This window comes from Spirulina sp. LEGE 11439 (assembly GCF_059821285.1).
In genome coordinates, this window is the sequence record NZ_JCAMRX010000023.1 from 77,210 (window position 1) to 90,879 (window position 13,670).

At 41.9% G+C, this 13,670-nt stretch carries 16 protein-coding genes; 12 read left to right on the forward strand and 4 right to left on the reverse strand.

What is annotated here, in order from left to right; translation table 11 throughout:
* Positions 1 to 56: 56 nt before the first annotated feature.
* The 9 genes from atpE (at position 57) to AC6RV6_RS16195 (ending at position 7,451) form a co-directional block, all read left to right on the forward strand.
* A complete protein-coding gene (gene atpE / locus AC6RV6_RS16155; RefSeq protein ID WP_500241901.1) occupies positions 57 to 302 on the forward strand; it encodes an ATP synthase F0 subunit C in 246 nt (81 codons plus the stop codon).
* A 164-nt stretch (positions 303 to 466) separates the two neighbouring features.
* Positions 467 to 949, forward strand: a complete 483-nt coding sequence (locus AC6RV6_RS16160) for a F0F1 ATP synthase subunit B' (protein WP_500241902.1) — start codon at positions 467 to 469, stop codon at positions 947 to 949.
* Positions 950 to 973: 24 nt separating this feature from the next.
* Positions 974 to 1,495, forward strand: coding sequence for a F0F1 ATP synthase subunit B (locus AC6RV6_RS16165; protein WP_500241903.1), 522 nt, complete (start codon positions 974 to 976; stop codon positions 1,493 to 1,495).
* 3 nt (positions 1,496 to 1,498) lie between these two features.
* Positions 1,499 to 2,050: an ATP synthase F1 subunit delta gene (gene atpH / locus AC6RV6_RS16170; protein WP_500241904.1), complete on the forward strand. Its 552-nt coding sequence runs from the start codon at positions 1,499 to 1,501 to the stop codon at positions 2,048 to 2,050.
* Positions 2,051 to 2,096: 46 nt separating this feature from the next.
* On the forward strand, positions 2,097 to 3,614 hold the full coding sequence (atpA, locus tag AC6RV6_RS16175; protein ID WP_500241905.1) for a F0F1 ATP synthase subunit alpha: 1,518 nt from the start codon (positions 2,097 to 2,099) through the stop codon (positions 3,612 to 3,614).
* Between the two features lie 85 nt (positions 3,615 to 3,699).
* Complete coding sequence (locus AC6RV6_RS16180) at positions 3,700 to 4,644, forward strand: F0F1 ATP synthase subunit gamma (RefSeq protein WP_500241906.1); 945 nt, start codon at positions 3,700 to 3,702, stop codon at positions 4,642 to 4,644.
* 153 nt (positions 4,645 to 4,797) lie between these two features.
* A complete protein-coding gene (locus AC6RV6_RS16185) occupies positions 4,798 to 5,259 on the forward strand; it encodes a phosphate-starvation-inducible PsiE family protein (RefSeq protein WP_500241907.1) in 462 nt (153 codons plus the stop codon).
* A 353-nt stretch (positions 5,260 to 5,612) separates the two neighbouring features.
* Positions 5,613 to 5,906, forward strand: a complete 294-nt coding sequence (locus AC6RV6_RS16190) for a hypothetical protein (protein WP_500241908.1) — start codon at positions 5,613 to 5,615, stop codon at positions 5,904 to 5,906.
* 486 nt (positions 5,907 to 6,392) lie between these two features.
* The gene (locus tag AC6RV6_RS16195; protein ID WP_500241909.1) at positions 6,393 to 7,451 is read left to right on the forward strand and encodes an EF-hand domain-containing protein; all 1,059 of its coding nucleotides are present in this window, start codon (positions 6,393 to 6,395) and stop codon (positions 7,449 to 7,451) included.
* Between the two features lie 22 nt (positions 7,452 to 7,473).
* Here the strand turns inward: AC6RV6_RS16195 and AC6RV6_RS16200 are convergent, their stop codons facing one another.
* The 3 genes from AC6RV6_RS16200 to AC6RV6_RS16210 form a co-directional block, all read right to left on the reverse strand.
* Positions 7,474 to 8,655, reverse strand: a complete 1,182-nt coding sequence (locus tag AC6RV6_RS16200; protein WP_500241910.1) for an aldo/keto reductase — start codon at positions 8,653 to 8,655, stop codon at positions 7,474 to 7,476.
* 138 nt (positions 8,656 to 8,793) lie between these two features.
* The gene (locus AC6RV6_RS16205) at positions 8,794 to 9,618 is read right to left on the reverse strand and encodes a LamG domain-containing protein (protein WP_500241911.1); all 825 of its coding nucleotides are present in this window, start codon (positions 9,616 to 9,618) and stop codon (positions 8,794 to 8,796) included.
* Positions 9,619 to 9,724: 106 nt separating this feature from the next.
* Positions 9,725 to 10,570 carry a 3-keto-alpha-glucoside-1,2-lyase-like domain-containing protein gene (locus tag AC6RV6_RS16210; RefSeq protein ID WP_500241912.1) on the reverse strand — a complete coding sequence of 282 codons (846 nt, stop codon included), beginning with the start codon at positions 10,568 to 10,570 and terminating at the stop codon, positions 9,725 to 9,727.
* A gap of 195 nt (positions 10,571 to 10,765) precedes the next feature.
* On the opposite strand from AC6RV6_RS16210, the gene AC6RV6_RS16215 reads away from it, so the two are divergent.
* On the forward strand, positions 10,766 to 11,890 hold the full coding sequence (locus tag AC6RV6_RS16215) for an RDD family protein (protein ID WP_500241913.1): 1,125 nt from the start codon (positions 10,766 to 10,768) through the stop codon (positions 11,888 to 11,890).
* 20 nt (positions 11,891 to 11,910) lie between these two features.
* Here AC6RV6_RS16215 and AC6RV6_RS16220 read toward each other — a convergent pair whose 3' ends face one another.
* Positions 11,911 to 12,354 carry a SufE family protein gene (locus tag AC6RV6_RS16220; RefSeq protein WP_500241914.1) on the reverse strand — a complete coding sequence of 148 codons (444 nt, stop codon included), beginning with the start codon at positions 12,352 to 12,354 and terminating at the stop codon, positions 11,911 to 11,913.
* A 181-nt stretch (positions 12,355 to 12,535) separates the two neighbouring features.
* On the opposite strand from AC6RV6_RS16220, the gene AC6RV6_RS16225 reads away from it, so the two are divergent.
* Both AC6RV6_RS16225 and AC6RV6_RS16230 read left to right on the forward strand, forming a co-directional pair.
* Positions 12,536 to 12,910, forward strand: coding sequence for a DUF1257 domain-containing protein (locus AC6RV6_RS16225; protein WP_500241915.1), 375 nt, complete (start codon positions 12,536 to 12,538; stop codon positions 12,908 to 12,910).
* 93 nt (positions 12,911 to 13,003) lie between these two features.
* Positions 13,004 to 13,588, forward strand: coding sequence for a DUF4340 domain-containing protein (locus AC6RV6_RS16230; RefSeq protein ID WP_500241916.1), 585 nt, complete (start codon positions 13,004 to 13,006; stop codon positions 13,586 to 13,588).
* Positions 13,589 to 13,670 lie beyond the last annotated feature (82 nt).

The following is a 13,670-nucleotide window of genomic DNA, read 5'->3' on the forward strand; positions in this document are numbered from 1 at the left end:
TTTAGGGCAAATATTCACTTGTTGTCGTTGTTAAAAATTACTCAAAGGAAAAAATCATGGATAGTTTAGTCGCTGCTGCTTCCGTTGTTGCTGCTGCTCTCGCTGTTGGTTTGGCTGCAATCGGCCCTGGAATCGGTCAAGGAACCTGCGCGGGTCAAGCCGTTGAAGGGATTGCTCGTCAACCCGAAGCTGAAGGAAAAATTCGCGGAACCTTGTTATTGAGTTTGGCGTTCATGGAATCTCTCACCATTTACGGTTTGGTTGTTTCCTTGGTTCTGCTTTTCGCCAACCCCTTCTCGTAATTCACTGCCCGATCGCGGGACAAAAAAAGGTAGAGAGAGAGTCAATTCAAAATTATCAATTCAAAATTCAAAATGAAGAGATAATTGTTTGAATTCTGAATGCAAAAATAGCTGATTCTTCTCTCTACCCTCCATCCAAAGAGAAAAATTTAGAATCTTCAACAATGATACATTGGAGTTTTTTATTGGCGGCAGAAGCGGCAGAAGCAGGAGGAATGTTTGACTTTGATGCAACATTGCCCTTGATGGCGTTTCAATTTATTGTCTTAGTCATTCTTCTCAATAAAATCTTTTACAAGCCCTTGGGTAATGTTATTGACGAACGTGCCGACTACGTTCGCACTCAAACCCAAGACGCGAAAGGACGCTTAGAACAAGCCAAAGCGATCGCCGCACAATACGAACAAGAATTAGTAGACGTTCGCCGTCAATCCCAAGAAATAATTGCCAAGGCTCGGGAGGAAGCGCAACAAGTTGTGGCCGCCCAAGTCCAAACCGCTCAGCAAGAAGTCCAACAAGAACGCGAAAATGCAGCCCGAGAGATTGAAGCACAAAAATCTCAAGCCTTCAGCACCCTTGAAGGGGATGTCGATGCTTTAAGCTGGCAGATTCTTGAAAAACTATTGGGATCGGAATTGGCAAGATAGTCAAATTTAAGGAAAATAAAGATTGTGTGGACAGTATTTTATCTAGCCACTGAAGCCGAAGGCGGATTCGGATTAAACTTCGATATTTTTGAAGCCAACCTCATCAACCTTGCCTTGCTTCTGGGAATCTTGGTTTATTACGGCGGCCAAGTTGTCGGGAAAATTCTCGACGAACGACGCGCCAAAATTGAGGCAGAAATTCAAGAAGCTGAAGGACGTGCCGCTAAAGCCGCTTCTGAATTAGCCGCAGCGCAACAAAATTTAGCGCAGGCCAAAGAAGAGGCTCAGCAAATTTTAACCACCGCCGGACAGACGGCACAGCGTGCCAAAGAAGAAGTTTTGGCGCAAGGCAAGTCAGAAGTCGAGCGCATGAAAGCCACCGCCGCCGCCGATGTTAGTTCCGAACAGGACAAAGCGATCGCGGAATTGCGCCAGCGTACCGTCGCTCTGGCGATCGAACGGGTGGAAGGACAACTCAAAGATCGATTGGACGACTCGAAACAAGAGCGCCTCATCGATCGCTGTATCGGGCAATTAGGAGGATAACCCATGAAAGGATCTTTAGTTAGTAGCTCCATTGCCGAACCTTACGCGCAGGCATTGATGTCTCTGGCGCGATCGCGAGATCTAGCCGATCGCTTTGGCGAAGATTTCCGCGCCCTAGAACGATTGCTGGAAGACTCCCCAGAGTTACGCGAATTTATCATCAATCCCATTGTTGCGGATGACGATAAAAAAGCCGTTCTTCGTCGCGTCATGGGCGAAGAAACGGACGCTCAACTGATTAATTTTTTAATGCTGCTGGTAGACAAACGGCGCATTGTTTTTCTTGAAGGAGTCGTGGCGCAATACCTCGTGCTTTTACGAGAACTCAATCAAACCGTTTTAGCAGAAGTCACCAGCGCTCGAGAATTGAACGAAGGACAGCGCCAAGCCGTAGAAGACCGCGTGAGAAGACTTGCCAGCGCCCGAGGAGTCGAACTGAAAACGAAAATCGACCCCAATATTATTGGCGGAGTCATCATCAAAGTCGGCTCTCAAGTCCTAGATGCCAGTTTGCGCGGCCAGCTTCGTCGCATTGGCATGAGTTTGAACGCTTAAAAATACCGATTACCCGTTACCGATTACCCATTACCCAAAACAAACTATGGTTAGTATCAGACCGGACGAAATTAGCAATATCATTCGCCAGCAAATCGAATCCTACGATCAAGATGTTCAAGTTTCTAATGTAGGAACCGTCCTCCAAGTTGGAGACGGAATTGCGCGGATTTATGGCTTAGAAAAAGTCATGGCGGGGGAACTCGTCGAATTTGAGGAAGGTACCGTCGGTATTGCCCTGAACCTAGAAGAAGATAACGTCGGGGCGGTATTAATGGGCAGTGGGGTTGGCATCCAAGAAGGAAGCACCGTTAAAGCCACGGGTAAAATCGCACAAATTCCTGTCGGAGAAGCTATTGTCGGTCGTATCGTTGATGCTTTGGCTCGTCCTCTCGATGGTAAGGGCGAGATTCAATCGAGCGAAACCCGTTTAATCGAATCTCCTGCTCCCGGGATTATTGAACGTCGCTCCGTCCACGAACCCATGCAAACTGGGATTACCGCTATTGATGCGATGATTCCCATCGGACGAGGACAGCGCGAGTTAATTATTGGCGATCGCCAAACGGGAAAAACCGCCGTTGCCGTTGATACCATCCTCAACCAAGCCAAAGAAGACGTAATTTGCGTTTACGTCGCGATCGGTCAAAAAGCCTCTACCGTCGCTCAAGTCGTCGGAGAACTGCAAGAGCGCGGAGCTATGAGCTATACCGTTGTTGTTGCTGCCAACGCTAGTGACCCAGCAACCCTACAATATCTCGCTCCCTACACTGGCGCGACGATTGCTGAATACTTTATGTACCAAGGTAAAGCTACCTTGGTGATTTACGATGATTTGTCCAAACAAGCGCAGGCTTATCGGCAAATGTCCTTATTACTGCGTCGTCCCCCCGGTCGTGAGGCATATCCCGGAGACGTTTTCTACGCTCACTCTCGTTTGTTGGAACGGGCGGCAAAACTCAGCGATGATTTAGGCGGCGGCAGCATGACCGCATTGCCCATCATTGAAACCCAAGCTGGTGACGTTTCCGCTTATATTCCCACCAACGTTATTTCCATTACCGACGGTCAGATCTTCTTATCTTCTGACTTATTTAATGCCGGTTTCCGTCCGGCAATCAACGCCGGTATTTCTGTATCTCGCGTAGGTTCTGCCGCACAAATCAAAGCCATGAAACAAGTGGCAGGAAAATTAAAACTGGAATTGGCACAGTTTGCCGAATTGGAAGCCTTTTCTCAGTTTGCTTCTGACTTGGATGCAGCAACGCAAGCACAATTGGCACGAGGTCAGCGCTTGCGGGAAGTTCTCAAACAACCCCAATATTCTCCCCTCGCCGTTTACGAACAAGTTGCCCTCGTTTATGCTGGCTTGAATGGGTATTTGGATGATATCGAGTCCGAAAAAATCGTTGCCTTTACCCAAGGTTTCCGAGAATACCTGAAAACCAGCAAGGCCGACTTTGCTCAATCGATCGCTTCGGAGAAAAAACTCACCGATGCTGGAGAAAGTCTGCTCAAAGGTGCGATTTCTGAGTACAAGAAAACCTTTGCCGTCTCTGCTTAATTGCTAGGGATTTGAGGAAGAAAAAAGTCTTTTTTCTTCCTCTAACTGATAACTGATAACTGATAACTGATAACTGATAACTGAAATGCCCAATCTTAAAGCTATTCGCGATCGCATTAAGTCAGTCAAAAATACTCGCAAAATTACCGAAGCCATGCGCCTCGTGGCGGCGGCTAAAGTGCGTCGCGCTCAAGAACAAGTCACGGCAACCCGTCCTTTTGCTGACTGTTTGGCACAAGTGCTTTATGGCTTGCAAAACCGCCTGCAATTTGAAGATGTCGATCTGCCCTTACTCAAACAACGTCCGGTTCAAACTGTAGGGCTATTAGTCGTTTCTGGCGATCGCGGTCTCTGTGGCGGCTATAACACGAACGTCATCAAAAAAGTAGAAGCGCGGATTAAAGAATTAAAAAAGGAAGGAGTCAACTATAAATTAATTTTAGTGGGTAGGAAGGCAACCCAATATTACGAACGCCGACAAGCCCCCATCGCGCAAAGCTATATCGGACTCAATCAAATTCCTACCGCTTCGGAAGCCTCAAAAGTCGCGGACTATTTACTCTCTCTCTTTCTTTCGGAAAGTGTCGATCGCATCGAGCTAGTTTACACTAAATTTGTTTCTTTAATTAGCTCTCGTCCGGTCATCCAAACGCTTTTACCTTTATCGATCCAAGGTTTAGAAAATGCCGATGATGAAATTTTTCACTTAACGACGGCTGGGGGTTCGTTTAGCGTCGAACGCGAAAAAGTATCGACTCCCATGAGTTCCTTTCCCAAGGATATGATTTTCGAGCAAGATCCCGCGCAAATTCTCGATGCTCTCTTGCCTTTATATCTCAATAACCAATTGCTCCGCGCCCTACAAGAGTCAGCAGCTAGCGAATTAGCGGCTCGCATGACGGCAATGAATAGCGCCAGCGATAATGCCACGGAATTAGTAAAAACTCTGACTCGCTCTTATAACAAGGCACGTCAAGCCTCCATTACTCAAGAAATTTTAGAGGTAGTCGCCGGGGCAAATGCCATCTAAGGCAACAGTAGCTTGTCATATTTTGTAACAATTTATCTGAGGATACTCTATCTTTTGATAAGGCAAATTCACTAATACCAAGCTATGAATTAACGCCCGATAATTCCGGGCGTTTTTCACAATTTATATATTATTGTTTGCATTGGGAAAGCAATGAAAGTCAACAAACTTTTTCGTCAAATCTACGGGATCACCAAAAACGATCGCTTTTTGGTGTTTCTGAAAATTGTTGAAAGTTTAGTGTCCAAAGTGCTTTCCTTGCTAATGGTGGGGGTAATTTTATGGGCGATCTGCGATTTATGTATTTTACTCGTCACCGATCTGTTTATTCAATCATCGCATTCTTTAAAAGATGATATTTTTGATATTTTTGGTCTCTTTTTAAACATTTTAGTTGCCCTAGAAATCTTAGAAAACATTACAGCTTACTTAAAAAAGCACAGCATTCAACTTGAATTAGTAATTGTTACCTCTCTCATTGCTGTTGCTCGAAAAATCATTATTTTTGATTTGGAAACCAAGTCTTCTAGCGATCTGATTGCGATCTCGATCGCGGTCTTGATGCTTTCTATTAGTTATTTTATTATTCGCAGCAAACAAACAGAAGACGAGTAGGTTAATCTATTCTCGGAATATTTTCCTTCTATTCAATAGACATCTCCGATAATTCGGAAAAATGAGGCTGAAACCCTGATTATGCCGTGCAAAAATCAGGTTTCCCGGAGAGGTCTAATCCGCTTCCTCGAAATTTTGCCGTAATCTAACAAATTGTTAAGAAAGCTGCAACAATCCTGTCAGAGATGCTTAACAAAATCTTGTCTGTGTGGGGATTGTGGTAAAAATTTTAATTTAATCTTGCCAATTAAAAAAATATGCCTTAAATTTTAATTCAATTTTGCCAATTAAAAAAATATGCCTTAAATTTTAATAAGCGGGTGAGGAGTGAAATTGCAGGACATGGGGGCATTATGGATAAATCCACTTTTACATCAAGTGCTGGCGGTAAATTCTGGGAAGTTTCCCTAGGAGGCGATCGCGACTGGGCTTTTATTCCAGACAATTTACCAGAATCTTTAGAATTTTCTCAGAATATATGGGTTTTGCTTGTAAAAGCAAGAGCGGAACTGGCAAGATTAGATGGAGTCGGACGATATGTGCCGCCACCTCCTCATGAATTAATTCCTTGCTTAGATGCTTTAGAAAAGTTTATTCATCAAGAAAAAAAGATCGATCCTCTGTTCCCGATCGCTCAAAGGCATTAAAAAAATAATTGTGACTCGATTCCCCAGCAAAGACTAAATTACGAGTAGACCAGCGATCGAGCCATGCGTTGTAAATATCCGCGCTCTCGGGCAAATCTGCGGTCGCGATCGCATTGATAGAACCATACTATAAGCTCCGAACGAAATATTGCCTTGTATTAATCAACAGGGACAAGAGTTAGCGCGATCGCAAGGGAGATCGGCAAGATATGAGAAGTTATGAAGTTCAAGAAGTTCATAAGACATCAATACAAATTTCATATAAAGCCAATAAAAACTTCATACTCAATTGTTACGATTCCCATTTGGTCACCAATAGAATCATAAAAACTTCAATAAAAAACTAACAAACTCCATAAACATTGAAAACAATATTAGATTTAAACCTTAGCATATTAACTGTAAAAATATCATTTAATATTTGATATTTTTCAGTTTTTATTTTAGTTTGATATGCAGTAGGTGTTTGTATTGCTGAGGGAAAAAATGTTGGACACACAATTGAATCTTACTATCAATCGCATGATTCAGGTTTACCTGAATAACTTTCAACAATTTTTGCAAGGTGCGGTTTCCGATCGCCAAGAAAGGATTGGACGACAAGAAACGATCGATCTTTTACTGCGAGCGCAAACCCCGGAATCCATTGCAACTTATATGGTTGATGAAATTTTTCAATGTCTCGATACTCCTCAAAATGGCTTGCTTTTAATTGAAGCAGTCAAACAAAAAATTCCCTGTCTCGATCGTAAAATTGGCGATATAGTCGAGCAACTCGTACAAGGTTTTATTCATACTTTTCAGCAAGCATTGCGAATGGCTGATTCTCATCCAGATGGCACGATCGATCACCATGAATTAATTAATGTTCTTGTGGCAACAAATTGCATGCCGCATCATATTGCCGAGCGCATTACTAATGAAATTCTCTACAATATTGAGATGACGGGAAGCGGACGAATTCCCATTGGGGAAGCATGGGAACAGATCCTTGAAGTCGCCGATCGATGTATTAATGCACGAGCGATCGTCGAACAAATTGTTAAAACATTTACGCACAATTTTAACTATACGGTGCAATTCGATCGCGATCGCGATCGCCAACTAACCCAAGGTGAATTGGTGAAGGCGATCGCGCGATCGTTTAGAAATGCACCGCGTTACTATGCCGAACAAATGGCAAAAGAGATTTTTGTGAGACTCGGACAAAATCGAGATGGAGAGGTCTCTCTGCAAGAAATTTGCGCTCAAATTCCCCAAATGCAATGCCATCTCGTTATCGCTGTCGATTACGTAACCCGCGTTTTGATGGATAATTTTCATACCGTTGTCCGAGAGTCTGCGTGCAATCGTAGTGGCACGATCGAGCGCCGAGAATTGCTCAATTGTTTGATTCGTGCGGGAATGTCACCTTATGATGCCAATTGTACTGCCGATGATATTTTTGCCAGTTTCGATCGCGATCGCCATCAATATTTATCGTTACAAGAAGTGGCGATCGAACTTCCCAACCAAGGATGGCGCTGCATTTATCCTTTACGATAATACGCATCGCACTTTAATCATTTTATTGTTGGGAGAGTCGCTTAATACCTTCTCCACCTAAAAGCCGATCGCATTCTTCTAAAAAGGCGGGAATCTTATCTCGATGGGGACTATTTTGCAAACAATTGCTTAAATCGAATTGGCGAACATTTTTAGCTTTTTTGCCAGCGAACCAATGTCCACCATTTCCTAAGAGATTATAGCGCATTTTACCATATTCAATCAAGTCGTAAGCGATCGCTAAATTTCGCAGCCATAAAACTGTCGGAATATTGATATTACCGGGAGTTTCTTCCGGTTGAGGGAGTCCTTTTTGCCATGTTAAATACCAATCTTTTCCCAAACAATTCATCGCTTCGCGTTCTAATCTTTCTAAAATAGGCGGCAATATTTCCTCAGCGCGATCGAGCAAGTCTAAAACTTGTAAATGTTCGTCAAAATCTGAAGGATGAGAAGCACCGATGGAAAGGGTATTCACTTCTGGGTGAGACAAACAAAACAAACCATTAAAAACCATTGGACTTAATGGCTGACACAATTGAACCAGCTTTTCTGGAGCCTGATAAAGCATCCCACCTTTATTCGACGGACTAATAATAAAGACTCCCATATCTTGACGACGTGCGGCTTCAATTGCCGGCCAATTATTTTGAAAAATATAATACCAATGTAAATTGACATAATCAAATTCTCCCGATTCTATAGCTTGAATAATAATTTCTGTGGGAGCATGGGTAGAAAAACCAATAAAACGGACTTTTCCTTCAGCTTGTAATTTTTTCGCTTCTGCCAAACAGCCTCCCGGTTTGAGGCTATAATGCAAGAGTTCGGCATTATTAATCCCGTGCAACCCCAACAAATCCACATAATCGAGTTTTAAATAGCTCAGAGAGCGATCGAAAGTTGCACGAAACTTTTTTGGATCGGCAACCGGTTCGACTTTAGTTTGGACGATGATTTCATCCCTTGGTAACTTAGGCAAAACTGCCCCTAGCTGCATTTCAGAAGATCCGTATCCTCGTGCGGTTTCAATATGATTAATTCCCAAATCTATAGCACGGCGAATAGTCGCTGCAACATTGTTTTGATTGTCTTGAGGGACATCTTGCCAGTTGATATCTTGCCATTTATATTGATAGCGCATTCCTCCACAGGAAAAAATGGGGATTTGCAGTTCTGTACGACCAAAGCGACGGTATAGCATAGGAGAGAATTTGAGAAAATAGCTGTTTGCTCGGGATTGATTCTCATTCTAAACAATCAAACCAGAATATAGTCTTTTGCTTTCAGAACTAAGATGGTGCTACCGTACATCAAGACAACTCAGTTTTTGCTTGAATTTCTAATAATGAGTAATTGTTAAATTTTTAAAATAAGCGATGGTTTCGGGTTCTGTATATAAGCCAATCGCTCCTTGTAAGGCTTCTCCTTGTTTTAAATCGCTGATAATTAATGCCGGTTCTAAACGCCTATCTAGATATAAATATGCTGTATTATCTTCAACTTCAATCCGCATTTTCGTCCATTTTGCTGGTTGCATGGAAGCATAGGATTCATATAATCCGGGAGAGTTGCGGCGCAAATCGTACCAAGGATAGCCGGGAACGGAAGTATATTGTATGCTATGATTGCGCTGGAGTTGGTCATCCGATTGACTATTGAGCGGCCGAAGATAAATGCCCTCATAAGTCGAGTTTTTAGCATCAATATTGCCATTAGATGAGTAGTTAGCATCAATCCGAAACATAATACCAATAAATCCTCGCGCCCAATCGGGGGCATTTTCGGGTACGGTGCTGGCAACATCGATTTCGATCGCACCATTATGAAACGGTTGCAGAGTGAGAATATTTAAGAACGTGCAGCTATCGCAAGCATCGCTTTGTTCGGCGATCGCTTTGCTGGGATCGATGGTTTGATGCTCGGGAGAAACAGTCACTTGCAAACTGTCAAAACCGCGATAATTTACTGTTTTGACGATAACATCGGCGCGATTATTATTAAAATTCTCGATTTCGTCGATTGAACGGAGGGGAAAATATTCAGTTTGCCGAATATCCGCGATCGCCTCTTGGGAATTTAAGGATAATGCTAAACCTTTGGTTTGGTTCGGATAGCAAAAAAACAGCAATAATGCAATCGCAATTGCTGTTAACCATTTAATCATTAATCATTCCTCAATCAATATTTTGCGATTGTTACTCGATAATATTTCTGTGATTATTCATGATGGCAAAAGAAGGGGATTTTCCCCTCCTCTCTTGCTCGTGTGATTAAGGAGCGTGGGTGATTTTTAAGTTTTTAAAGTGGGCTTCAATCCCGGGTTCCGTATACAATGCGATCGTTCCCATTGCATCGGCACCATGTTTGAGATCTTCGACCACTAAGACAGGTTCGGGGACATTATTCACGTAGAACTTTGCCATTTCTCCAGATACTTCAATGCGGAGTTTTGTCCAAGCTCCGGGTTGAATATCAGCATAGGCCTCATACTTGTTGGGTTCTTCTTCTCGCAGCCTGTACCAAGGATAATCGGGCTTAGAAAAATATTGCGTGGTAAAATTTCGTAGAGGTTCATCAGCGCGACTGAGGTTGGGTCGCAGATAAAACGCTTCAAATTTAGATTTTGTTTTGGGTTGATCTTCATCCAGTTGGACGCGGAAGAAAATGCCAATAAAGCCAAAGGATTCTGGGGGGCCGCTCGCAATATCAACTTCAATTACACCATTATGAAAAGGCCTCGTGCCAATATTAAAAAACGTACAACCGTCGCATCCTCCATCTGCTATTTCTTGCGCTCTTAATTCTGGATCTAGAGGGTTTTTAATATCTTTATGATTGTCTTGGACGACAACTTTGACGGCTTGGTAACCGTGGTACGTGCTATCTGTGACATTAACCGCAACGCGATCCGTTCTCATTCCTTGTAATTCATCTAGCGATCGCAAGGGGAAATATTCGATGACTCCATCCAGAAGGGAAGGTGACATATGTTGAACGTGGCTTGCTGCGACTTCAACAGATTCTGTTTTTTCCGCATTGGCCGTATTGACAGATAGCAATAATGCTGCTAAGCCAACAATTGCACCTTTTAAAAAATTTCGTTTATAGGGAAGCATCAATGACTCCTCAATGTTTCAGTATTTTATTTGTGCCGTGCTGGCTCGCTCGATTTGCGCGGCAACAGTTTGAATTATAGTGGAAAAAGGAAGATTACCAAAATAGAGAATATCAGATCAAAAAATACTTTGCCGATCCCAAAAATATGAGGCGATCGCATCCTCATTAAGAAAGAGATATCTCCAAAATTCCCGATGGATTCTCAACTAAACCCAAATTTAATCTTGTGGCGGCGTATTTTTGCGTTCTCAATCGACTTAGCTTTGCTCGAGTCTCTGAGTCTAATTTTAGGCTGGTTTTTTGGGGATGCTTTCGCGAGTTGGGGGAGATGGGGGAATTTAATTGGTTTTGGTCTGACTGGATTGTATTTTGGTGTTTTCAATAGTTATTGGGGAAAGGGTCAAACTCTTGGTAAACGAATTACGAAAATTAAAGCGATCGCTAAAAATGGTAAAATGCTTCCTCTCTCTCATTCTCTAATCAGAGGGAGCATTTTAGGGGCAATGCTGCTTCCTTTCTCCAAAATTTTCTGGCAACCTCCCCTTTCTCTCATTATCGATTTTTACACCGGCACCGCAATTATTATTACATTGTATTTCATTCTCTTTAATCTCAAAACCAGACAGGGATTTCACGATCTGATTGTCGGGAGTTACGTTGTGAGAAATAAAAGAAAAGTTCTTTTAGAATTACCAACTTTACCTCAAAAATATTTAAGAATTGCTTTGGGATTTGCGATGAGTATTTCCTTGATTTTAACATTGACTTTTTACAGAACACATCTATTATTTCCTAGTTTATTATCCCCAGATAACCGTTTAGCCATCCAACAAGAAGTTCAAGAAAAAAACGAAGAAGTTCGTTCAATTTATTTTAATACTTATTCTTATTCTATTAATCAAAATCCACAAACAAACGTTTTACAAATCAAGATCGATCTCGAACAAAAAAGCAGCGATTTTTCAGTTCTGAGAAAAAATGTTATCGATATTGTTTTCAGACGTTATCCTAATATTACGAATTTTGATACGATCGGTCTGACTACTTACTATGGCTATACAATTGGCCTTGCTATGGGATATCAAAAACAGAACTATCGTTACTGTCCGATCGCGGGAAAATTAGAATTAGATCGCCAATTCGATCGACATTTATTCCTGAAAACCTTTGGATTTTTTGAGTTAGATTGGAATTTAGAAAGTTCTCGTCTTGTCTTTCTAAATTCCCCGTTCTTAACCTATGGTTCAGATCCAAGTAATTTTTCTTCTTTAGCAAGAACTGCAAATTCGCTGGGAACCTGTTCTTTCAAGGAAAAATAAACTATTTTTCTTCTTAATAATTAGGATTCCGTTGACGCAATTTGAAATCCTAATGCCTTCTTTTTCATGGTTTGAAAAATGTTATAAAATCCATTCGCACGAGAAGGGGTTAAACTCATTTTCAAGCCCGTATCTTCAATAAAATCTGGTTTAACTTGGAGGATTTCTTCTGGGGTTAGACCATTGAGTCCTTCAATTAATAGTGCGACTAACCCTTTCACCAATTGAGCATCCGAGTCTCCTTGGTAGATCACTTTCCCTTCTTCGAGATCGGCGGTAATATAAACTTGCGAGACGCATCCCGGTACTTTATTGTCAGGGATTTTTCCCGCATCTGGCATCACCGACAATTTGTTAGCATAGGCGAGTAATTGTCGATAGCGTTGTTTGGGATCGGTACGCCGTTTAAATCGTTCGACAATGCGACTTAAGTTGGTTGGTAAGGAATTAGTAGCAGATGACATAAGGAGTAAAGATTTTCTCTTCGGAAATTTAAGCGAAATTTATAGGTATTGTAACAAACTGCAACAGTCCTCAACCAGTAAAGTTGAAATGCGATCGCAAATTCTGAGATTTTCTTGTACCGGATTTTGCGTTATTGTTAGAGGGTGAACGTTCATCCATTTTCATCAGCCGAGAATTGCCATGTCTCATTTCAGCACGATTAAGGTTCAAATTAAAAACGGCGAAATCCTCAAGGTCGTCTTGCAGGAATTAGGATACGAGGTTGAATGCAATACAGAAATTCGGGGATACCAAAACAAAAGCACCACCGCCGATTATGTCATTCGCCGTCCCAATCGCTATGATATTGGCTTTCGTCAAAATGGAGAAACTTACGATATCGTTGCCGATTTTTGGGGTGTCAATCTCAATCGCCAACAGTTTGTGAATTCTGTCCTGCAAAAATATGCTCACAAAACCTTATTAACGACCGTCCAAAACCAAGGATTTAACTTAGAAGAACAAGAAACCCTCAGCGATGGAACCATGAGAGTTGTCGTGGGACGATGGAATTAATAAAAAGAGAACGCGACACAGGAGTCGGAATATTTTGGGTCGCGTTCCTATTCATTATTATTTGTAAATTTTGAATTGTTTTTCTCAATATCTATGAAATTAAAGAAAACAACTTGGGGATTAGTCATTACCGCTCTTTTTTTAACCACTTTTGTCTATTTATATGAAACGGTTGGCAAATCTCAACAAGAAGTTAACGCCGCCAAACAACGACAAATTTTTGATTTTATAAAAGAGGATATTCAAGGCTTTACCATTGAACGAGAAGAAGAAAAGTTGGAGTTTATTAAAAGCGATCGCGAAACATCTTCTTGGCAAATAGAAGAACCAGAAGAGTCTCCTGCTAGCGATCCCGCAGTTTCGTTTTTACTCGATTTATTGGTCGATGGAGAACGCGATCGCTTAATTCTAGCTCGTTCTGAAGAACTTGAAGAGTATGGTTTATCCGAACCTTTAGCGACAATTTCAATAGACCTGAAAGAGCGCTCTCAACCTTATATTTTAGTATTAGGAGAGGAAAATTTCGATCGGAAATTTCTTTACGCTCGAGTCAACCCAGACGATAATAAAAAAGAAGAATTAGAGATTATTTTAGTCCCCATTGATTTCAAATACGCTGTCGAACGAGATCTCGAAGAATGGCAAATTAAGGAAGAGAAAAAGGAAGAGGAAAGATAAATTTTCTGTTCTTCTCTCCTCTTCCTGAACTGGTGACTGGTGACTGGTGACTGGTGACTGGTGACTGGTGACTGGTGACTGG

Excerpts from the sequence above, each read along its gene's own strand:
- atpE (WP_500241901.1), top strand. The coding sequence starts at position 57 with ATGGATAGTTTAGTCGCTGCTGCTTCCGTTGTTGCTGCTGCTCTCGCT.
- AC6RV6_RS16160 (WP_500241902.1), top strand. The coding sequence starts at position 467 with ATGATACATTGGAGTTTTTTATTGGCGGCAGAAGCGGCAGAAGCAGGA.
- atpH (WP_500241904.1), top strand. The coding sequence starts at position 1,499 with ATGAAAGGATCTTTAGTTAGTAGCTCCATTGCCGAACCTTACGCGCAG.
- atpA (WP_500241905.1), top strand. The coding sequence starts at position 2,097 with ATGGTTAGTATCAGACCGGACGAAATTAGCAATATCATTCGCCAGCAA.
- AC6RV6_RS16180 (WP_500241906.1), top strand. The coding sequence starts at position 3,700 with ATGCCCAATCTTAAAGCTATTCGCGATCGCATTAAGTCAGTCAAAAAT.
- AC6RV6_RS16185 (WP_500241907.1), top strand. The coding sequence starts at position 4,798 with ATGAAAGTCAACAAACTTTTTCGTCAAATCTACGGGATCACCAAAAAC.
- AC6RV6_RS16190 (WP_500241908.1), top strand. The coding sequence starts at position 5,613 with ATGGATAAATCCACTTTTACATCAAGTGCTGGCGGTAAATTCTGGGAA.
- AC6RV6_RS16195 (WP_500241909.1), top strand. The coding sequence starts at position 6,393 with ATGTTGGACACACAATTGAATCTTACTATCAATCGCATGATTCAGGTT.
- AC6RV6_RS16200 (WP_500241910.1), bottom strand. The coding sequence starts at position 8,655 with ATGCTATACCGTCGCTTTGGTCGTACAGAACTGCAAATCCCCATTTTT.
- AC6RV6_RS16205 (WP_500241911.1), bottom strand. The coding sequence starts at position 9,618 with ATGATTAAATGGTTAACAGCAATTGCGATTGCATTATTGCTGTTTTTT.
- AC6RV6_RS16210 (WP_500241912.1), bottom strand. The coding sequence starts at position 10,570 with ATGCTTCCCTATAAACGAAATTTTTTAAAAGGTGCAATTGTTGGCTTA.
- AC6RV6_RS16215 (WP_500241913.1), top strand. The coding sequence starts at position 10,766 with ATGGATTCTCAACTAAACCCAAATTTAATCTTGTGGCGGCGTATTTTT.
- AC6RV6_RS16220 (WP_500241914.1), bottom strand. The coding sequence starts at position 12,354 with ATGTCATCTGCTACTAATTCCTTACCAACCAACTTAAGTCGCATTGTC.
- AC6RV6_RS16225 (WP_500241915.1), top strand. The coding sequence starts at position 12,536 with ATGTCTCATTTCAGCACGATTAAGGTTCAAATTAAAAACGGCGAAATC.
- AC6RV6_RS16230 (WP_500241916.1), top strand. The coding sequence starts at position 13,004 with ATGAAATTAAAGAAAACAACTTGGGGATTAGTCATTACCGCTCTTTTT.